Origin of the sequence: Novosphingobium sediminis (assembly GCF_007991615.1) — a bacterium.
Taxonomy (GTDB): Bacteria; Pseudomonadota; Alphaproteobacteria; order Sphingomonadales; family Sphingomonadaceae; genus Novosphingobium; species Novosphingobium sediminis.
This window is the reverse complement of sequence record NZ_BJYR01000009.1, coordinates 94,574-114,190: the sequence shown is the minus strand read 5'-3', so window position 1 is coordinate 114,190 and position 19,617 is coordinate 94,574. Positions and strand designations below refer to the sequence as shown.

Below are 19,617 nucleotides of genomic sequence, written 5' to 3'. Positions count from 1 at the left end.
CAGGCATGCGGCGCAACTTAAACACATCTTTACCATGTTGCGCCATGACGGGCCCCATCGGACGACCACGGGGACTGGTTCATGGATACCTATCGCGGCATTTCCAAGGATGGTTCGGAGGGCCAGGAGCCCCTCGACTATGCCGCCGACTACACCGCATACGAAGAATCGATTGACGAGCAGGGTGCCGCTTCGCCGCCGCCACCGCCGATCGGACAGGACGAGCGCCGCATGCAGGTGCGCGCCTACAATTTCTGGGCGAGCCTGCTCGATCAGGGCCAGTTTCCGCCCGTCCAGTCGCTGCTTGATGGGCAGATGCCCGATTTCGCCGACCATTCGGTGCTGCTGCACTTCGACAACGGCATCGAAGATCCGGCCATCCCGTTCCTCGGCCAGGTGCTCGCGGACGAGTGCGAGGCGGGTGGCCCGCTGCGCCGCCTGAGCGACATTCCCGGCCGCTCGCTGCTTTCGCGCATTACCGACCACTATCTCCAGATCATCGCCAACCAGGCGCCGATCGGTTTCGAAGCCGAATTCGTCAACCAGCGCGGCCGGACGATCCTCTATCGCGGCATTCTCCTGCCGTTCTCGACCGACAATGACACGATCGATTACCTCTACGGCGTGATCAACTGGAAGGAACTCGCCGACCAGCACACCACCGATGCGCTGCTGCTCGAAGTCGATCAGGCGCTTGACCAGCGCCCGAGCAGCGCGACGCTGGCCCCGCGCCGCACCACGGACGTGCCGCTCGGCGGCTGGGCGGATGGCCCGGATGCAGACAGCCATCCGCTCGATCTGGCCGAGATCGGGGCCGAGATCATCACCGGCGACGACACCTTGCCCGGCGATGCTTTTGTACTCGATGAGCCGGAACCGGCCTGCCTCGCCGACTGGCTCGCTTCGGCGCGCGATCTGGCGCACATTGCGCACACGAACGAGGACCGCACCCGCGGCGCGCTCTATGCCGCAATCGGCCGGGCGTGGGACTTCGCTCTCGCCGCCGGGGAGGCGCCAGAGGACTATGCCGAGATGATCGCCGATGCGGGCCTCACGATGCAGGCCCGCGCGCCGCTGACCCCGCTGGTCAAGCTCGTGTTCGGCGCGGACTACGACAAGACGCGTATCGCGGAATACACCACCGCGCTGACCCACGCACAGCGCCTTGGGCTGGGCTATGGCGAACTGGGCGCCTATCTCGCCGCCGCCACCGGCGGGCTCAAGGGCGTCGTCGCGCTTGAACGCAAGCTGCGCCGCCAAGAGACTGGCAAGACCGCGCCCAAGCCGCGCACCTCGATGGTCGATGGCCTGCGCGCGCTCGATCACAAGCCGCTCTATGCCCTGGAACCGGAAGGTGCGGAGTTCGCTCTGGTGCTGGTGCGCCGACTGGCGAGTGGCCCTGCCGTTCTGCTGGGCGAGATCGACGACGACCAGACGATGCTGGAGCGTGCGGCGCGCCGTTTGCTGGGCTGAAGGGCGGCTTCCCCACTCTCGCAAAACCGTCTAGCCATGCCGCATGGCCGACGCTTTGACCCCTGCCCGCAAACCGCGCCGCCGCTGGCTTGGGTGGACGCTTGCGACCCTCGCCCTGCTTGGCGTTGGTGGATTTCTCCTTTACCGGCAAGCGCTTGCGACAGAAGCAGTGGCGATGCTCGACAGTGCCGACCGCATCCTGCGGGGCGGCGACGGGTCGATCCGCGAAGTGGCCGCCGTGCGCTATGGCAGCGATCCGGCGCAGAAGCTGGAGATGTTTCTCCCCGCCGATGCCGATGCCGCGAAAGGGCCGCTGCCGATCATCGTGTTCATCCACGGCGGCGGCTGGCGTTCCGGCGATCCGCATGACTACCGCTTCATGGCCCGCGCGCTCGCGCCGCAAGGGTATGCGGTCGTGCTGGCGGGCTACCGGCTCTACCCCAAGGCGCAGTACCCGGGGATGCTGGAAGACGGTGCCGCCGCGCTGCGCTGGGTGGCGGACCATGCCGGACCGCTCGGCGGCGATCCCCGCCGCGTCGTACTGATGGGCCACTCGGCCGGGGCCTACAACGCGGTCATGCTCGGCCTCGACAAGCGCTGGCTTGCCGCGCGCAGCCTCGATGCGGACGCACTGCGGGGAGTGGTCGGCCTTTCCGGACCCTATGATTTCTATCCGTTCGAGAGCGAGGCGACCAAGCTGAGCTTTGGCAAGGCACCAAACCCCGAAGAGACGCAGCCCGTGGTCCACGCCCGCGCGGGCGGACCGCCGCTGCTCCTCGTCCACGGCACCGCCGATACCCGCGTGCGGCCGCGCAATTCGGTCGAGCTTGCCCGAACGATGACCCGCGCCGGAGCACCCACCCAGGCGGTTCTCATCGATGGCGTGACGCACGAGGGGCTTATCATGCTGTTCGCGCGGCCCTTCAGCCACGATCCCCGCGCGATCGATGCGGTCCTTCCGTTCCTTGCCAAGGTCACCGCTTCACCAGCGGTTCAGGCGACCGGCGGATAAGCTGCGCCCATCGTGACCCGATCCCTTCTCCGCCGCACCGGCCAGGCCATCGCAGCCGGAATTGCCGGAAGCATCGCGCTGTTTCTCGCGCCGACGCCTGCCGCCGCGCAATCGGTGCTGCGCGATGCCGAAACCGAAGCGTTCTTTCAGGATATGGCCGCGCCCATCGTGGCGGCGGCGGGGTTCAATCCGCGCGCCATCGATCTCGTCCTGCTCAATGATCCCTCGATCAACGCCTTCGTCGCAGGCGGGCAGGCGGTCTATATCCACTCAGGCCTGATCAGCGCTGCTGACAACGCGCAGGAAGTTCAGGGCGTCTTCGCGCACGAATTGGGCCACATCACCGGCGGACACGTGATCCGGGGCGACGAAGGCGGCAAGCCCGCGACCGGGATCACCATCCTGAGCCTCCTGCTAGGCGCGGCGGCGGCGGCGGCAGGTTCGGGCGATGCGGGCATCGGCATCCTCATGGCCGGGCAGCAGGCCGCGCTCGGCAAGTACCTTGCCTTCAGCCGCGCGCAGGAATCCTCGGCAGACGCGGCCAGCGTCGGCTTCCTGTCGAAGGCCGGCATCTCGGGCAAGGGTTCGGTCGATTTCTTCAAGAAGCTGCAGAACCTCGAGTTCCGCTATGGCTTCAAGCGCGATGCCGACGCCGAATTCTATTCGACCCACCCGCTCACGGCAGACCGCCTGACCACTTTGCAGGATGCGTTCACCCAGGATCCGGCATGGAACAAGCCGGTCGACCCTGCGCTGCAGACCCGCTTCCTGCGGGTGAAGGCCAAGCTCGTCGGCTATCTGGCAGAGCCATCGGCCACGCTTGCCGCCTATCCCGAATGGATGCAGGACGCGCCCGCACACCTCGCCCGCGCCTATGCGTTCCACAAGGAAGCGCTGATGGACAAGGCGCTGGCCGAAACCGACGCCCTGCTCAAGATGGATCCGAACGATCCCTATGCGCTGGAGCTCAAGGGGCAGGTCCTGCTCGAATCGGGCAAGCCTGCCGAAGCCCTCGCCCCGCTGCGCCGCGCGACCGAGCTTACCCGCAATACCCCGCTGATCGCGACCACGCTCGGCCATGCGCTGCTGGCGACCGAGGACAAGGCCAATTTCCCCGAAGCCGAGCGCGTGCTCAAGACCGCCGTGGCGCGCGACCGCGACAATCCCTTCGCGTGGTATCAGCTCGGAGTGGTCTATGAAGCGCAGGGCGATATCCCCCGCGCGCGGCTCGCCAGTGCGGAGCAGCAGCTGGGGGAATTGCAGTTGCCCGAAGCGCTGCGCAGCGCCGAAGCCGCCGAAGCCGCCCTTCCCAAAGGCTCGGCCGATTGGCTGCGCGCGCAGGATATCGCAATGTCGGCACGCGCGATGATTGAGCGGATGCGCAAGTCGCGGTAGCGAGTTCGCGCGGCCCGTCAGGAGTTGAATGAATGCGTTTCAGTCCGTTTCTTGCTCTGGCGCTGGTGATCGGCGCAGCTGGCGCTGCCGGCGGCTGGTGGGCCATGCATGGCCGCGGAGGTGCGGGGCAAGGCGAGGAGCAGCAGGCTGCCGCTACGGATGCCAAGCTGGAAAGCCAGCTTGCCGATGCGGGGATCGATGCCCGCAAGCGCGGCGCGATCGAAGCGCTGGTGCGCAGCTACATCCTCGAACATCCCGAGGTGCTGCCCGAGGCGATGGAGAAGCTGCAAAATCGGGAAACCGAGGCCCGGCTTGCGCCCGTGCGCGGCGCGATCGAAACGCCGTTCCCCGGCGCTATTCTGGGCAATCCGCAGGGTAAGGTAACACTGGTCGAGTTCACCGACTTTTCCTGCACCTATTGCCGCAGCAGCGTGGCCGATGTGGAAGCTCTGGTGAAGGACAACCCCGACCTGCGCGTTGTGGTGCGCGAACTGCCGATCATCGCCCCCGAAAGCGAACCCGCCGCGCGCATGGGCCTCGCCGCCGCCGCACAGGGCAAATATGCCGCGTTCCACAAGGCGATGTTCTCCGGCGAACGGCCGAGCAGCACCAGCATCGCCGCTGCGGCCAACGCGGCAGGCGTGGACAGCAATGCAGCCACGGCCTTCGCTCAGCAGCCCGGCGTGCATCAGGAACTGGAGCGCAACCTGGGCTTCGCGCGCCAGCTTGGCATCAACGGCACTCCGGCGTGGAGCGTGGGCGGCAAGCTGATGACCGGCGCGGTGGGCCGCGAGGCGCTGCAGGCGGCGGTCGACGCGGCCCGCAAGGGCTGATGCGCGTGCGGTTGGTGTTCGTCGCCATGGCGGCGGCGCTGGCGTTTGCATCCCCCTCCGCCGCGCAGCCCATCGACGACCTCCAGCGGGACGACGCGCTGGTCCAGACCATCGGCTGGCGGCTCAGCCACGCCAATGCCCCGTTTTGCGCGCGGGCAGCGCCGGGGATCGGCCTGCTGCTCGGTGATATGCAGACCTTCGCCGATCCAGCACTGGCGCGCGAAGCCTATGGCCTTTCCGGCGACATTGCCGTGGCGGCGGTCGCGGCACGCAGCCCGGCCGAAGCGGCGGGGCTCGCCGTCAATGCGGTGGTCAACGCCGTCGATGGCGTGCCGGTTGGTCCACCGCCGCGCAAGGGCAGTTGGGACCGCATCTGGGCGCTGCAATCGCGGCTGGAGCAGGCAGCGGCGCGCGATGGCAAGGTTTCGCTGACACTGAAGGGCGGCAGCGTGGTCGCGATCACCGCCGCGCCTTCGTGCGGGGTGCGCTTCATCCTCGATGACGGGAAGGACAACGCCGGTGCAACCCGCAGCCAAGTGCGTATCGGCCGCGAGGCGCTCGATCGGATAGGCCGCGACGAAGCGATGATCGCCGCCGTGCTGGCGCATGAACTCGCTCACGCCGCGCTGGATCACGAAACCCTGCTCGGCTCCGGCAAACGCAGCACCGAGGCTGTGCGCCGTACCGAGCGCGAGGCGGACCGGCTTTCGGTGTGGATCATGGCCAATGCCGGTTATCCGCCCGAGGCGGCGCTGCGCATGATCCGTTTGATCGGTCTGCGCGGCCTGCTGGTCATCCCCGGCGCCAGCCACGGCAAGGCGAGCACCCGGGCGGCAGAAATGACCGCTGAAATCGCAGCGATGCGCGCCCAGCCCGATACGAACTGGGCGCTTCGCTTCAGGCGAGAACCTTAAGCCGGAACGCCAGCTTTCGCGGCGGTCGTTTCCATCGCCAGAATCGACGTTTCGCTGCGCGGGCGGGCCAGCACGCGGCGCACCATCGGCTCGAAGAAATCGAGCGGCAGCGTATCGTAAGCGGGATCGAACGCAGCCTGATCGTACTTCGCGCAGAACTCGGCGCAGGCATCGAAGTGCGGGTTGTCGCGGTGCTTCTCGCGCACGTTGCGGTCGATACCGAGGTAGTGGAAGTAGTAATAGCCCTGGAACGCGCCGTGGTTGCGGCAGATCCAGTGCTCTTCCTCGCTCACGAAGGGCTGTAGGATCGCGGCGGCGATTTCGGGGTGGTTGTAGGAACCCAGCGTATCGCCAATGTCGTGCAGCAGCGCCATCACGACATAGCTTTCAGGGCGGCCATCACGGTGGGCGCGGGTGGCGGTCTGCAGGCTGTGGGTCAGGCGGTCGATCGGGAAGCCGCCAAAATCGCCGTCGAGCAGCCTCAGGTGGGCCAGCACGCGGTCCGGCAGGCCGGCGGCAAAGCCGACATAATCGCGCGCGATGATGGCCCAATCTTCCTGCGTGCCCTCTTCCATCGAATGGAACTGCGCGCGCTCTCCGGAATCGCCGTGATGATCCATGGTTCTCTCCCTTTTGCCCGGAGAGTAACCGCTTTACCCAGCCACGCAAAGCCCACCTGTGGCGCTGGGCCAAACTGTGGGTTACACACCCTTCATGGCAATGAAGCTGCCGCTGCGCCCCACGCCGTTCTTCGGCAACAAGAACCGCGCCTTCTGGCGCCTGCAGATGCTCGGCTGGGGCGGTGCGATGCTGCTGCGTGCGCTGTCCAGCCTCGCCAATGCGCAGCCTTGGTCGTTCCTGATCATCGTGCTGATCGCCTCGATCACCGGCTTCTCGATCAGTCTCATCCTTTCGGTGATCTACCGCGCGCTGATCAACCGTGCGCCGCTGATTACCTGGGGGGTGACCGCCGTGGTGCTGGCCGTCGCGGTCGGCTTCTATGCCTTCATCGATAGCTGGGTCATCAGCCTCTACCGCACAGAGGGCAACTCGGGCTTCGCGCAGCTGTTCCTCGGTGTGTTCTACCTTGATCTCACGCTGCTCGGTGCGTGGTCGGCGCTCTACTACGCGATCAATTTCTACGTGCAGGTAGAGGAACAGAACGACCAGCTCATGCGCCTCGAAGCGCAGGCGACTTCTGCGCAGCTCGCCATGCTGCGCTACCAGCTCAACCCGCACTTCCTGTTCAACACGCTGAACTCGATTTCCACGCTGGTGCTGCTCAAGCAGACCGAGCCCGCCAATGCGATGCTCAGCCGCCTGTCCTCGTTTCTGCGCTACACGCTGATCAACGAGCCGACCGGGCGCGTCACCGTGGCGCAGGAAGTCGAGACGCTGAAGCTCTATCTCGACATCGAGCGGATGCGCTTCGAGGAGCGGCTGGCGACCGAGTTTCGCATCGACGACGCGGCCTCCCCCGCGCTGATGCCCTCGTTGCTGCTCCAGCCCCTCGTCGAAAACGCGATCAAGTATGCCGTCAGCCCGCTTGAGGAAGGGGCCACGATCATCATTGCGGCGCAACTCGTCGGCCCGGTGCTGCGGGTCACCGTGTCCGACACCGGGCCGGGGTTGCAACCGGGCACCGACCCTTCGACATTGTTCGGCGTGACCAGTTCCCGCAAGGATTCCACCGGGGTCGGCCTCGCCAACATTCGAGACCGGCTGGCCCAGGCTTATGGCGAGAACCAGCGGTTCGAAATCGGCGAGCGGCCGGGTGGAGGCTTCATGGTGGTGATCGAGCTACCCTTCGAAGCGCGCGAGGAAGCGCCCTCCAGTCGAGTGTCTGCCCAGCAGTTCGTCTCTCAGCAAAGGTAGCGCATGACCATTCGCACGATCCTCGTCGATGACGAAAAGCTCGCCATTCAGGGCCTTCAGCTGCGGCTTGAAGCCTTCCCCGATGTCGAGGTGATCGACACCTGCTCCAACGGGCGCGAGGCGATCCGCAAGATCAAGACCGAAAAGCCCGATCTCGTTTTCTGCGACATCCAGATGCCCGGCTTCGACGGCTTCAGCGTGGTGAGCGGCGTGATCGAGATCGACCCGCCGTTATTCGTTTTCGTCACCGCCTATTCCGAGCACGCAATCCGCGCGTTCGAAGCCAATGCGGTCGACTATCTGCTCAAGCCAGTCGAGCCCGCCCGCCTTGCCGACGCGCTCGACCGCGCGCGCACACGGCTTGCCGAGAAGCGCGGGCTGGAAGAGGCCGAAAAGCTGAAGACCGTGCTCGCCGAAGTCGCCCCCGACGCGATGGATGGCATTCCCGAGGACAACGAGCCTGCGGTCGGCCGCTTCGAGAAGCTCATCAACATCAAGGATCGCGGCCAGATCTTCCGCGTCGATGTCGACACGATCGAACGGATCGAGGCGGCGGGCGACTACATGTGCATCTACACCGGCGACAATTCGCTGATCCTGCGTGAGACGATGAAGGATCTCGAGCGCCGGCTCGATCCGCGCGTGTTCCAGCGCGTGCACCGCTCGAAGATCGTCAACCTCGACCGCGTGCGGCAGGTGCGGCCGCACACCAATGGCGAATGCTTCCTCGTGCTCGATTCGGGCTCGGAAGTGAAAGTCTCGCGCTCGTACCGCGATGTGGTGGCGCGCTTTGTCCACTGATGCTCGACAGCGGGACCGGCCATAGCTAGTCCCGCTGCCATGACTGCATTCTCCATCCCCGGCTTCGATCTCGAAGCCTTCGTCGCCGCCACGCTGGCCGAAGACCTCGGGCAGGGCCTCCCCGGCGGCGGGCATGATGTGACGAGCGAGAGCGTGATCCCCTCGGACGCGCGCTTTGCCGGGGTGATGGACAGCCGCGATGCGATCACTGTTTGCGGTCTGCCGATTGCCGCCGCATTTTTCCGCGCACTCGATCCCGCGATGGAGATCGAGGTGCTGGTGGCGGAGGGCGCGCGGGTGGAGCCCGGTTCGGCGCTGATGCGGCTCACCGGCAGCGCCCGCGCCATGCTGACCGCCGAACGCAGTGCTCTCAACACGGTGCAACACCTTGCGGGCGTCGCCACGCTGACGCGCCGCTATGTCGATGCCATGGGCGCGACCACGGCGAGGCTGCTCGATACGCGCAAGACCATCCCCGGCCTGCGCCATCTCGAAAAGTATGCCGTGCGCACCGGCGGCGGGGTAAATCACCGCATGGGCCTGTGGGATGCGGCGATGATCAAGGACAACCACGTGCTCGTCGCGGGCGGCGTGGCGGAAGCGGTACGCCGTGCACTGGCCGCCGGGGTGCGCGAAGTGATCTGCGAAGTCGACCGCATCGACCAGATCGAACCCGCGCTGGAGGCCGGCGCCACTCGTCTCCTGCTCGACAACATGGGGCCTGACATGCTGCGCGAGGCAGTGGCGCTCGTTGATGGCCGCGCGCCGTGCGAAGCTTCGGGCGGCGTGCGGCTCGAAACCATCGGCGCGATTGCCGCCTCGGGGGTGGACTACGTTTCTGTCGGCCGCCTGACGCAGAGCGCGCCTGCCGCCGACATCGGGCTTGATTTCACGCCACTTTGAACTGTCTCGAGATTGCCGCCGCGCGCCTGCATGCTAGTCTGCGATGGCAGCGTGCAAAGGGGCAATCGCATTGAGACCGCAATCGATCATCCGGTTCGAACAGTTCTATCTGACGAGCACGGCGCTCACCATCCTGCTGCAACTCCTGAATTTTGCCGGGCTCATCGGGCCTGACGCGCTCAAGGAAACGAATTCGGAACTCGTCCTGGTCCTGGTCGCGATCAGCTATGCCCTCGCCTTCGTGATCTGGTTCCTGATCGCCCGGCGCGCCAGCAATATCGCCAAATGGTTCTTCGTGGTGATTACCCTTCTCGGGCTGATCGGCACGGTGCCGATGCTGGCTGCGCTCTTGTCGACCGACGTCGCATATGCGCTGTGCTTCGCGGTGGTCACGGCGCTCAACCTGATCGCGCTGGCATTTCTGTTCCGGCGCGATGCGGCCCAGTGGCTGCGGAGCCGGGGGCAGGTGGGCGTGATCGATATCACCACCTTCAACTGATGCGGCACCCGCTCCTTGCGGCGGCTCTGGCGCTGCCCGCCCTCGCCCATGCAGAAGTGCCGCAGTGCCGCCTGCCGCCGGCGGTCGCTGCGCCCGCCCTGCCTGCACCGGATGGTCCGCGCCGGGTTCTGCCGATTGCCGGCTACACACTCGCCCTCAGCTGGTCGCCCGAATACTGCCGCACCCGCGCGCGAGATCCCCGCGCCGCATTCCAGTGCGGAGGCAAGCTCGGCCGCTTCGGCTTCATCCTTCACGGCCTCTGGCCCGAATCGACGCCGGGCAACTGGCCGCAATGGTGTCCGGCAACGCCGCTGTCTGCCGAGACGGTGCGCCGCAATCTCTGCATGACGCCCTCGCCCGATCTGATCGCGCACGAATGGGCCAAGCATGGCGCCTGCATGGCAAGTTCGCCGGAGGGCTATTTCCGATCCGGAGCAGACCTGCTGCGCGCGGTGCGTCTGCCCGACATGATTCGCCTGTCCCGCCAACCGGGCCTCACTGCGGGAGACCTGCGCGCCGCCTTCAGCGCTGCCACGCCCTCGATTCCCGCGGCGGCGATCCGGATCAGGGCAAATGGACGCGGCTGGCTGGATGAAGTCCACATTTGCTATGGCAAGGACCTCAGGCCCGCTTCCTGCGCAGACCAAGGCGCCGCTGACACCGCACCGCTCAAGATCTGGCGGGGCCGGTAGCCGGCTAGTCGGCGGGTCCGAATAGCGAGGCACATCAGGGGAAGCCGCCATGTCGCTCAAGCTCGATCACCTCACGATCCTCTCACGCGATCCAGAAGCCAGCGCGGCCTTCTATGGCCTGCTGCTGCCCCGCCTCGGCTTCACGCAGAAGAAGCCGCAGATCTGGGCGAACGAAGAGGGTCTCCACATCCAGTTCGGCACGGCCAAGCCCGAAACGCGTGCATATGAGCGCTATGGTGCCGGGCTCAACCACTTCGGCTTCACCGCGCCATCGGTTGCGATGGTCGAGGCGCTTGCGGCGGAGATGGAAGCGGCAGGCCATGTCGCGCGGCTCCAGCGCTTTCCGGGCGGGACAACGGCGCTGTTCCTGCCCGATCCCGATGGGCTGCGCGTCGAAGTCTCATGGTATCCGCCGGGCACGCCGCCAGTGGACTGAGCCTCAGCGCCGCGCCTTGAAGAAATCGCGCAGCATGTCCGCCGCCTCGCTCTCACCGATGCCGGAGTAGACTTCGGGCCGGTGCAGGCAGCCCGGTGCATCGAACACCTTGGCGCCGTGTTCCACCGCCCCGCCCTTGGGATCGCTGGCAGCGTAGTAGACCCGCGCCAAGCGCGCATGAACGATGGCGCCCGCGCACATCGCGCAAGGTTCGAGCGTGACCCAGAGGTCGCATCCGGTCAGCCGTTCCTGCCCCAGCTTAGCCGCCGCGGCGCGAATCGCCATGACTTCGGCATGGGCAGTAGGGTCGTGATCTTCGCGCGGCGAATTGTGCGCGGCGGCGATGACCACGCCGTCCTTGACGATGACCGCCCCGATGGGCACTTCGCCCGCATCTGCGGCGCTTGCAGCGGCCTCAAGCGCCATGCGCATGGGTTCGGGAAGGGGCCAGCGGGTCATCCCTAACGGGCTAGCGCGGCTTGGGGCGCGGATGCAACGTGCGAATCCTTGACTTTGCGCCACGGATCGGCAAGAGCGCGCCCTTCCCGATCCAAGATCGTTCAAATCCAAGCGAGTTTTCAGCCATGTCGCGTATCTGCGAACTGACCGGTAAGGGCCGCCAGGTCGGCCACAACGTGAGCCACGCCAACAACAAGACCAAGCGTCTGTTCCTGCCCAACCTGCAGAACGTCACGCTCATGTCGGAAAAGCTCGACCGTAGCTTCAAGTTCCGCGTCTCGACCCACGGGCTGCGCTCGGTGGAGCACAACGGCGGTCTCGACAACTGGCTGCTGAAGGCTTCGGACACCAAGCTCAGCCCGCGCGCGCTCAAGGTGAAGCGCGAGCTGGCCAAGGCCGTCGCTGCCTGAATTGCCTGACAGGCGGGACCATCCCGCCTGCAGCTTTCCTTACGGAACCACGCGGGCCGGAGTCTAACGGACTTCCGGCCCGACGCGCAGCTTGAGCAGCAGTGTTCGCTGCGCCCAGACCATCTCGTTGCCATCCGAGATCAGCCAGATCATCTGGCTGCCATCGGCTTCGCGCGTCACGGTCATGCCCTCGAAATTGTCGCGGATGCGCGGATCGTCGATCCGGGCGATCACGCGCGGGGTGATGACCGCGCCCGGGCGGACATCCTGCGGGGCGAACATCAGGATGATCGAGCGGAAGCCCCCGACGCTGAAATAGCGCCCCAGCATGAGCATCCGGCCATCGGGCATCTGCGCCATCTCGGAAGGCCTATAGCCGGACGGCAGGATGAACTCCGCCCGCGCGGGCGCTTCGAACGAGCGTGGCACACCGGGGAAGATCAAGCAGGGATGGCGCGTCAGGTCGAACCAGCGGGAATAGGTCTCGCCAACGATCACTGTGCGCCCGTCGGCCAGCCGCGTCATCGCTTCGGGCCCCTGATTCTCCGGCCATTCGGCCAGCACGGGCAGCATGATCTTGTCGCCTCGCGAAAGATCGGGGCTGAACCGCTCCAGCATCGGTGCATCTTCGTAGCCGACGACAAGCTTGCCCGTAGCAGGTTCGACGAAGACCGATTCGGCGTCGATCGGAAAACCCTGCTCGCGCGATTCGAACGGAGCCAATCGGTCCAGCCGCGCGCGCCATGGCCCTGGCCGATCAGGCCGTGAAAACCTGAGAATTCCGCCGCGGTCTCCGACCGCGACAAAACCGCCGTCCGTTTGTGCCAGCCCGGAAAGCGTGGCCAGCCGGCGGGTATTGCTGACAAACTGCCAGGCCCCGTCCAGCGTGAGTTCGCCTGTCTGGGGCAGGCTTTTGCGCAGGCCCGGCATCAGATCCACGCGGTGGACGATGGAGACGCTGGGTGGCGGCGGCAAAGGCTCGCGCACCCACGTTACCGGTACGAGCGCGAGTATCAGCAGAGCCAGTTTGAACGCGCGCATCGCAGCCGCGCTTGCCACAGCCCGCACGGCCTGAACAGCCCGCGCGGGCGCTCGTCAGGCGGGGATAAACTTCAGCGCATCACCGTTGATGCAATAACGCTTGCCAGTGGGAGGCGGGCCATCATCGAACACATGGCCGAGGTGCCCGCCGCAGCGCGAGCAATGCACTTCGGTGCGCGTCATGCCGAACGAGGTGTCAGCCGACGTGCCGATGCCGCCCTTGATCGGGGTCCAGAAGCTGGGCCAGCCGGTGCCGCTATCGAACTTGGTCGATGAAGCGAACACGGCATTGCCGTCTGCCGCGCACGTGAAAGTGCCCTTGCGGTGCTCCTTGAGCAGGGCAGAGGTGAACGGCCGCTCAGTCCCTTCCTCGCGCAGGATGTAGTACTGCGCGGGCGTGAGGAGCTTGCGCCATTCCGCATCGGTGTGGTGCAGCGGAAACGTGCCCTTGCGGGTAGCGGCAGCGGGCGCACCGCAAGCCGCCGCTGTCATGGCGGCGGTGGCGGTGAGGAAAGCGAGGAAGTTGCGACGCGAAGGTTTCATGGCGTCCGGTTCGGCGAAAACGGTCATTCCGTTACATCCGCTGCATAAAGCAGCAGATCAAGCAGACCGTTCGGGCGGGAGAGGAGAAGTCCCGCCGTGGGTCGGGGAGGGGGGCGGGGTAACCCACCGGCGGGACACCCCTCTCCTAGACTTCTCTACCTGAACCGAATCTGACCGACGGGATAGGTCCCGTTCAGCGCTTCTCGAGAACCACTTCCAGCTTGCGGAAGCCGTGGACGAAGTTGGCGCGCACGCGCTGCACATCGCCCGCAACGCGCACGCGCATCTTGCGCTCGTGCATTTCCTCGAGCAGCACGCGCAGCTGCAGTTCGGCAAGGCGGGCGCCCACGCAGCGGTGGATGCCGTGCCCGAATGCCAGATGGCGGCGGGCATTGGGGCGATCGACGATCAGCTTGTTCGGGTTCTCGAACACGGTCTCGTCGCGGTTGGCGGAAAGGTACCACATGATGACCTTGTCGCCGGCCCTGATTTGCTGGCCGAACAGTTCGTTGTCCGCCGTCGCCGTGCGGCGCATGTGCGCCAGCGGCGTGACGAAGCGCAGGCATTCCTGCACCGCGTTGGGGATCAGCGAGGGGTTGCCTTCGAGCAGCGCCCGCTGATCGGGGAACTGATCGAGCGCGTGGACGATGCCCGACATCGTGTTGCGCGTGGTATCGTTGCCGCCGACGATCAGCAGCACGAGATTGCCCATGAATTCGAGCGGGCTCATCTTCGACATCGCCGGCGAGTGGATCATCATCGAGATGAGATCGGGCGTCGGCGCGGCACCCATGCGCTGCATCCAGAGGCCCTGGAAATAGCGCGCCATCTCGCTCAGAATCTCGAAGCGCTGGTCGGCGAGATCCGATGCCAGTGTCAGCTCGACATCGCCGGCCCAGTCAGACCAGAACGTCAGCAGGCGGCGATCAGCCCAGGGGAAGCCGAACAGGATCGCGAGCATGCCGGTGGTGAGTTCGATCGAGACCTTGTCCACCCAATCGAACTTTTCGCCCCAGGGCAGGCTATCCAGCACTTCGCCGGTGCGATGGCGGATTTCCGCTTCCATCCGCGCGATTTCGGCAGGGGTGAAGGCGGGCGCCACGGTGCGGCGCTGGCCGGTGTGATCGGGCCGGTCCATCGCGATGAACATCGGCATCTGGCGCTCGGCCAGCTTGGCGGGATCGGTGCCTTCCGGCGGATCGCCAATGGTGATGCCGCCATGCTGCCACGAGGAAGAGAACAGCTCGGGCAGCGATTCGACATGCTGGATCGCCTTGTGCGTGGTGACGTTCCAGTAGTTGCCATAAGGCGTGCCGGTGACCTTGTTGATCGGCGCCTTGGCCCGCATCTCGGCAAAGATCGGCCCCCAGCGGTCCTCCACGTAAATGGCCGAAGCGCTCACGTCCCAAGGCTGGGTGTGGACCGGCGCCGCCTGCGGATTGGCGGCGAGCCATTCCTCGTAAGCCTCGATCGCCGTGGGCGAGGAGCGATAGGTGAACGGGGCTTCGGGCGCGAGCTGGGTGGCCATGGCTATCCTTCCGATGCGGACGGCCCATGGACGCGGGGCCGCCCTGTCATTCGGGGGATACTATCCGTGCAACCTACATCGCTGTCAATAAGCTATTGCCAGCTCGAAGCGCTTATCGTGCCGGGGCGGCAGCAGCGCGGCGAAACCAGCCCCGACGGCCCCGTGCCGGGCCAGATTTCATAACCGTGCGGCGGAACAGCTGCGCCCCCACGCGGATGATCACGCCAACCCACACCGCCTGCCACACCAGCGCAACCAGATGCGGCCAGAGCACCGGCGACTGCGCCGCCTGCGCCAGCATCGCGAAAGGCGAGCTGACCGGGAAGACCAGGCTTGCCGTCTCGATCCACGTGCCCGGGCGGGCCAGCGCATAGCTGGCGAAGAAAAACACCATGAGTTGCATCATCGTGACCGGCATGGAGAGCGTCTGCACTTCGCGCACCGTGGTCGCCATGCCGCCGATCGAAAGGAACAGGGAACCGAGCAGCAGATAGGCCATCGCGAAGTAGAGGAAGCCGAGCACGCAGAACATCGGCCAGCCGACGGCGGGCGTTGCCAGCAGCGGGATCGACTTCATGCCCGCCAGCATCAGCATGCCATAGACCGAGCCCCACACCGCGATGCCGACCAGGCTGACCGCGAGCATCGCGAAGAGCTTGCCGAGGAACAGCGCATCCATCGGAATCGAGGCGGCAAGCACTTCGATGATCTTGTTGGCCTTTTCCTCAACGAGGTTCGACAGCACCATGCCTGCCAGCAGCATCGTCAGCAGAAACAGCAGCACCTGCCCGGCCTGCGCCGTCACCGCGAGATCGACATGCTGCTTGGCAGCGGTCGTGGCGATCTTGTCTTCCTTGACCTCGGGATAGCTGCGCGGCCCCGGCGCACCGGCCTCTGCCGCGATCAGCGCCACTTGTCCGCGCCACTGGTCGACACGTTCGGAGCTCCCGGTCAGGACCGGCTTTTCAAGCGTGCCGGTGATCACGGCAGCAAGCTGCGGTGCGCCCTTCACGCCCTTGCTGGCGAGCACGGTGCGCGCATCGAAGGTTTCGCCCGGCTCCAGCCGCGCGAGCACGGTGTATTCGGGCACGAAGCCCGACATCTTCGGCGCGAGACTGCCGCGCGCGGCAACCAGCGAATCGCCCTGATGCGCAGGCATGGCAATGCCGATCACCGGATTGTCGATATCCCGCGAGACCTGCGAGCCCACCGCCGCCGCCATCGCGCCGATGAACACCGGGAACAGCGGGCCGATCAGGAAGAAGATGAAGGTCTTGGAAAAGATCACCGCGCAGAAATCACGGCGCATGATCACCCAAGCGGCGGCAAAATGGCTGCGGAGCATCAGCGGCGACCCTTCTTCTGAATTGCCTTCTCGGCCTCTTCCTGCGCCGATTCCTCCAGCGCGCGGGCCGCAGCCTCGCCCGCGATGGACACGAACGCATCGTGCAGGCCGGGGCGCTCGATCGAGAGCGAGAGAATGCCGGCATCGCCTTCGATCAGCGCGCGCAGCAGCGGCTCGACCCCGCTTTCGGGCAGGGTGAAGAACCAGAAGCGGCCTTCGTGGCGCGCATCTGCCGGAATGGCAGCGCGCCACGGCCCTTCCTGCGCGCGGGTCTCGAGCCGGACCTGCGGGCGCAGACGATCACGCGCGGCGTCGACCGGCCCCGCAAACGGCACCTTGCCGCCGGCGATGATCGCGATCTGGTCGCACAGGCGCTCGGCATGGGCGATGACGTGGGTGGAGAAGATCACCGTCGTTCCGCGCTCGGCAAGGCTGCGGATCATGCGCTCGAGCTTGCCCTGGTTGAGTGCGTCGAGGCCGGAGAACGGCTCGTCGAACACCACGAGATCGGGTTCGTGCACGAGCGTGCCAAGCAGCTGGACCTGCTGCGCCATGCCCTTGGAAAGCTGGCGGATCTGGCGGTCTGCCGCATAGCCGAGGCCATGCTGTTCGAGCAGTTCGCGGCCGCGGCGGCGGCCTTCCTTGAGCGGCACACCGCGCAGCGCGGCGAGGAACGCGATGGCCTCAACCGCCTTCATGGCGGGATAGAGACCGCGTTCCTCGGGCAGGTAGCCGATGCGCCGCGCGACTTCGGTCGGCCGTTCATGGCCGAGCACGCAGCGATAGCCCGAATCGGGATCGATGATGCCAAGCAGCATGCGCAACGTCGTCGTCTTGCCGGCGCCATTGGGCCCGAGGATGCCGTAGATCGCACCGCGCGGGACCGAAATGTCGACGCCGTCGACCGCGGTGAAGCCGTCGAAGCGCTTCACAAGGCCGCGCGCTTCGATTGCGAGGTCAGCAGATGGAACGTTGTCCAGCACGGGCGTCCCGGTAAAGGAGGCAAAGGGTTCGATCTTCATGAGATCCGCCGTTAACCGTAAGCGATGAACGAGGGAGGCAGCAAGTTTGGTTAACAGCGCGGAAACCACCCTCGCCTCGCGCATCAAGGCGGAGGCAGCGCGGCTGGGTTTTGCCGCCTGCGGGATCGCGCCCGCCACCGATGATCCGGTGCGCGCCGAGCGGTTAGAGCAGTGGCTGGCAGAGGGCAGCCACGGTTCGATGGAGTGGATGGAGACCCGCTTCGAGCACCGCCGCGGCCCGCAATCACTGTGGCCCGCAGCGCGCAGCGTGATCGCGCTCGGCATGAGCTATGCCCCCGCCGCCGACCCGCTCGCGCTGGCCGAGGCCAGAGACCGCGCACGCATCTCGGTCTATGCGCAAGGGGCGGACTATCACGACGTGGTGAAGCGCGCGCTCAAGGCGCTGGCACGCTGGCTGGTGGCCGAAGTGCCGGGGGCCGAGGTCAAGGTCTTCGTCGATACCGCGCCCGTGATGGAAAAGCCGCTGGGCGAGGTGGCGGGGATCGGCTGGCAGGGCAAGCACACCAATCTGGTCAACCGGCAGCACGGTTCATGGCTGTTCCTTGGCGCAATCTACACGACGCTCGATCTGCCGCCCGATGCGCCCCACGCTGACCACTGCGGATCATGCACCGCCTGCCAGCGCGCCTGCCCGACCGATGCCTTCCCCGCGCCCTACCGCCTCGATGCGCGGCGCTGCATTTCCTACCTCACCATCGAGCACAAGGGGCCGATCCCGGCGGAATTCCGCGCCGCACTGGGCAACCGCATCTACGGCTGCGACGATTGCCTCGCGGTCTGCCCGTGGAACAGCTTTGCCAGCACAGCGGCGACCAACAAGGCGTTCCTCCCCCGCGCCGAACTCACCGCGCCGCGCCTCGCGGAATTGCTGGCACTGGATGACGCGGCCTTCCGCGCGCTGTTTGCAGGCTCGCCGATCAAGCGGATCGGGCGTGACCGGTTCGTGCGCAATTGCCTCTATGCTGCGGGCAACAGCAGCCACGCGGCGCTGATGGCCCCGGTGCAACGCTTGCTCGGTGATCCTGATCCAGCCGTGGCAGACGCCGCAAGCTGGGCGCTGGACCGGCTCGCGGAAGCTATGCCAGTTCCTTGAGCGGGGTGCCCGCGTCCGCCAGCCGCTCGGGCGCGATCACGGCGCCGGTCTCCACCAGCTTGCGGCCCTGCACATAGTCCTTGATCATGTTGACGCAGTCGAGCGCCACGACCTTGCCCTGCTTCAGGTAGATCACTGAGAAGCTGCGCGTGGCCGGATCGCCCCGCGTGACGACGGCATCGTGGCCGGTGGAAAGGCCGACGGTCTGGAGCTTGAGGTCATACTGGTTCGACCAGAACCACGGCACAGCGTGGTAGGTGGCATCGACGCCGCAGATCGTCTTGGCGGCGACGGTGGCCATGTCATTGGCGTTCTGCACCGATTCAAGCCGGATCACCGCGCCATCGGCAAAGGCGTTGGCATGCGCCGCGCAATCGCCGATCGCGTAGACGTCGGGGAGCGAGGTGCGGCACTGGCCATCGACCTGCACCCCGTTTGAACCCTCAGCGCCAGCCGCGCGCAGCGGCTCGACGCAAGGGATGATGCCGATACCGACGATGACGAGATCGGCGGGGAGCACGCTGCCGTCAGCGAGCTTGACGCCGGTAACCTTGCCGCCTTCACCCACCAAGCAATCGACCATGACGCCGGTGCGCAGATCGACGCCGTGGGCGCGGTGGTCCGCTTCGTAAAACGCAGACAGCGCCTCACCCGCCACACGCGCCAGCACGCGCGGCAGGGCTTCGAGCAGGGTGACGTGGCAATCGAGCTTGGTCAGCACGGCTGCGGCTTCGAGGCCGATATAGCCGCCGCCGATCACCACCGCGCGCCGCGCGCCGGCATCAAGCTCGCCCATCAGCCGGTCGACATCCTCGCGCGTGCGCACCGCGTGGACACCGGCGAGATCGGCCCCGGCGCACGACAGCTTGCGCGGATCGCCGCCTGCGGCCCAGATCAGGTGGCCATAGTGCAGACTGCGGCCATCGCTCAGCGTCGCGACATGGGCGGCGGCATCAAGCGCGGTGACCTCGGTGCCGAGCAGCATCGTCACGGCCTTGTCCGCCCAGAACGCCTCGGGACGGATCATGATACGGTCGAAGGTCTTGTCGCGCGCAAGGTATTCCTTGGACAGCGGCGGGCGCTCGTAGGGCAGTTCAGGCTCGCGCCCGACGACCAGGATCGTGCCGGTGAACCCGTTCTGCCGTAGCGCGATTCCCGCCTGTGCACCGCCATGGCCCGCGCCGACAATCACCACATCAGCTGCCAGATCCGTTCCGCTCATGCCCGCACTCCTTTTGGTGAGCGCGGATTTGGCGAAAAGTCGCGGCGCGTCAACTGGCGCGAGTGAGAATGTCCGCACCGGCACAGACGAGTTTGCAGTC

The 19,617-nt window shown here is 66.2% G+C and carries 21 protein-coding genes; 13 read left to right on the top strand and 8 right to left on the bottom strand.

The annotated features are described in order from the left end of the window. Positions 1-81 precede the first annotated feature (81 nt). Genes NSE01_RS06710 through NSE01_RS06690 form a run of 5 tightly spaced genes read left to right on the top strand, consistent with a single transcriptional unit; the run spans position 82 to position 5,627 of the window. Entirely contained in the window at positions 82-1,473 is a 1,392-nt protein-coding gene (locus NSE01_RS06710; protein ID WP_147158867.1) for a PAS domain-containing protein, read from the top strand. Positions 1,474-1,516: 43 nt separating this feature from the next. Then, entirely contained in the window at positions 1,517-2,485 is a 969-nt protein-coding gene (locus tag NSE01_RS06705; RefSeq protein WP_147158866.1) for an alpha/beta hydrolase, read from the top strand. 48 nt (positions 2,486-2,533) lie between these two features. Beyond that, complete coding sequence (locus NSE01_RS06700; protein ID WP_246135079.1) at positions 2,534-3,880, top strand: M48 family metalloprotease; 1,347 nt, start codon at positions 2,534-2,536, stop codon at positions 3,878-3,880. A 32-nt stretch (positions 3,881-3,912) separates the two neighbouring features. Further along, on the top strand, positions 3,913-4,713 hold the full coding sequence (locus tag NSE01_RS06695) for a DsbA family protein (RefSeq protein WP_147158865.1): 801 nt from the start codon (positions 3,913-3,915) through the stop codon (positions 4,711-4,713). Further along, a complete protein-coding gene (locus tag NSE01_RS06690; RefSeq protein ID WP_147158864.1) occupies positions 4,713-5,627 on the top strand; it encodes a hypothetical protein in 915 nt (304 codons plus the stop codon). Before NSE01_RS06695 ends, NSE01_RS06690 begins: the two co-directional genes overlap by 1 nt. On the opposite strand, the gene NSE01_RS06685 is transcribed toward NSE01_RS06690, so the two are convergent. Beyond that, positions 5,624-6,247: an HD domain-containing protein gene (locus NSE01_RS06685; protein WP_147158863.1), complete on the bottom strand. Its 624-nt coding sequence runs from the start codon at positions 6,245-6,247 to the stop codon at positions 5,624-5,626. The genes NSE01_RS06690 and NSE01_RS06685 overlap by 4 nt on opposite strands. A 94-nt stretch (positions 6,248-6,341) precedes the next feature. Between NSE01_RS06685 and NSE01_RS06680 the strand changes: the two genes are divergently transcribed. The 6 genes from NSE01_RS06680 to NSE01_RS06655 all read left to right on the top strand — a co-directional run bounded on the left by NSE01_RS06680 (position 6,342) and on the right by NSE01_RS06655 (position 10,833). Continuing rightward, on the top strand, positions 6,342-7,502 hold the full coding sequence (locus NSE01_RS06680) for a sensor histidine kinase (protein WP_147158862.1): 1,161 nt from the start codon (positions 6,342-6,344) through the stop codon (positions 7,500-7,502). 3 nt (positions 7,503-7,505) lie between these two features. Continuing rightward, entirely contained in the window at positions 7,506-8,303 is a 798-nt protein-coding gene (locus NSE01_RS06675; protein WP_147158861.1) for a LytR/AlgR family response regulator transcription factor, read from the top strand. A 39-nt stretch (positions 8,304-8,342) separates the two neighbouring features. Continuing rightward, on the top strand, positions 8,343-9,206 hold the full coding sequence (nadC, locus tag NSE01_RS06670) for a carboxylating nicotinate-nucleotide diphosphorylase (RefSeq protein WP_147158860.1): 864 nt from the start codon (positions 8,343-8,345) through the stop codon (positions 9,204-9,206). A 70-nt stretch (positions 9,207-9,276) separates the two neighbouring features. Beyond that, the gene (locus NSE01_RS06665) at positions 9,277-9,705 is read left to right on the top strand and encodes a hypothetical protein (RefSeq protein ID WP_147158859.1); all 429 of its coding nucleotides are present in this window, start codon (positions 9,277-9,279) and stop codon (positions 9,703-9,705) included. Further along, positions 9,705-10,397, top strand: coding sequence for a ribonuclease T2 (locus NSE01_RS06660; RefSeq protein WP_147158858.1), 693 nt, complete (start codon positions 9,705-9,707; stop codon positions 10,395-10,397). The genes NSE01_RS06665 and NSE01_RS06660 overlap by 1 nt, the downstream gene beginning before the upstream one ends. A 49-nt stretch (positions 10,398-10,446) precedes the next feature. Further along, entirely contained in the window at positions 10,447-10,833 is a 387-nt protein-coding gene (locus NSE01_RS06655; RefSeq protein WP_147158857.1) for a VOC family protein, read from the top strand. Positions 10,834-10,836: 3 nt separating this feature from the next. On the opposite strand, the gene tadA is transcribed toward NSE01_RS06655, so the two are convergent. After that, positions 10,837-11,292, bottom strand: a complete 456-nt coding sequence (tadA, locus tag NSE01_RS06650) for a tRNA adenosine(34) deaminase TadA (RefSeq protein WP_147158856.1) — start codon at positions 11,290-11,292, stop codon at positions 10,837-10,839. A gap of 125 nt (positions 11,293-11,417) precedes the next feature. Here tadA and rpmB point away from each other — a divergent pair, with 125 nt between their 5' ends. Continuing rightward, a complete protein-coding gene (rpmB, locus tag NSE01_RS06645; RefSeq protein WP_147158855.1) occupies positions 11,418-11,702 on the top strand; it encodes a 50S ribosomal protein L28 in 285 nt (94 codons plus the stop codon). Between the two features lie 63 nt (positions 11,703-11,765). On the opposite strand, the gene NSE01_RS06640 is transcribed toward rpmB, so the two are convergent. The 5 genes from NSE01_RS06640 to NSE01_RS06620 all read right to left on the bottom strand — a co-directional run bounded on the left by NSE01_RS06640 (position 11,766) and on the right by NSE01_RS06620 (position 17,181). Then, positions 11,766-12,743 carry an esterase-like activity of phytase family protein gene (locus NSE01_RS06640; RefSeq protein WP_147158854.1) on the bottom strand — a complete coding sequence of 326 codons (978 nt, stop codon included), beginning with the start codon at positions 12,741-12,743 and terminating at the stop codon, positions 11,766-11,768. Positions 12,744-12,797: 54 nt separating this feature from the next. Then, positions 12,798-13,313: a peptide-methionine (R)-S-oxide reductase MsrB gene (gene msrB, locus NSE01_RS06635; RefSeq protein WP_246135063.1), complete on the bottom strand. Its 516-nt coding sequence runs from the start codon at positions 13,311-13,313 to the stop codon at positions 12,798-12,800. A gap of 166 nt (positions 13,314-13,479) precedes the next feature. Continuing rightward, positions 13,480-14,814: a cytochrome P450 gene (locus tag NSE01_RS06630; protein WP_147158853.1), complete on the bottom strand. Its 1,335-nt coding sequence runs from the start codon at positions 14,812-14,814 to the stop codon at positions 13,480-13,482. Positions 14,815-14,926: 112 nt separating this feature from the next. After that, positions 14,927-16,159 (bottom strand): ABC transporter permease, encoded by a 1,233-nt coding sequence (locus NSE01_RS06625; protein WP_147158852.1) that lies wholly within the window; start codon positions 16,157-16,159, stop codon positions 14,927-14,929. Next, positions 16,159-17,181 carry an ABC transporter ATP-binding protein gene (locus tag NSE01_RS06620; RefSeq protein WP_246135062.1) on the bottom strand — a complete coding sequence of 341 codons (1,023 nt, stop codon included), beginning with the start codon at positions 17,179-17,181 and terminating at the stop codon, positions 16,159-16,161. The genes NSE01_RS06625 and NSE01_RS06620 overlap by 1 nt, the downstream gene beginning before the upstream one ends. A gap of 46 nt (positions 17,182-17,227) precedes the next feature. Between NSE01_RS06620 and queG the strand changes: the two genes are divergently transcribed. Further along, a complete protein-coding gene (gene queG, locus NSE01_RS06615; protein WP_147158851.1) occupies positions 17,228-18,295 on the top strand; it encodes a tRNA epoxyqueuosine(34) reductase QueG in 1,068 nt (355 codons plus the stop codon). Here the strand turns inward: queG and NSE01_RS06610 are convergent. Then, positions 18,279-19,517, bottom strand: a complete 1,239-nt coding sequence (locus NSE01_RS06610) for an NAD(P)/FAD-dependent oxidoreductase (RefSeq protein WP_147158850.1) — start codon at positions 19,515-19,517, stop codon at positions 18,279-18,281. The genes queG and NSE01_RS06610 overlap by 17 nt on opposite strands. Positions 19,518-19,617 lie beyond the last annotated feature (100 nt).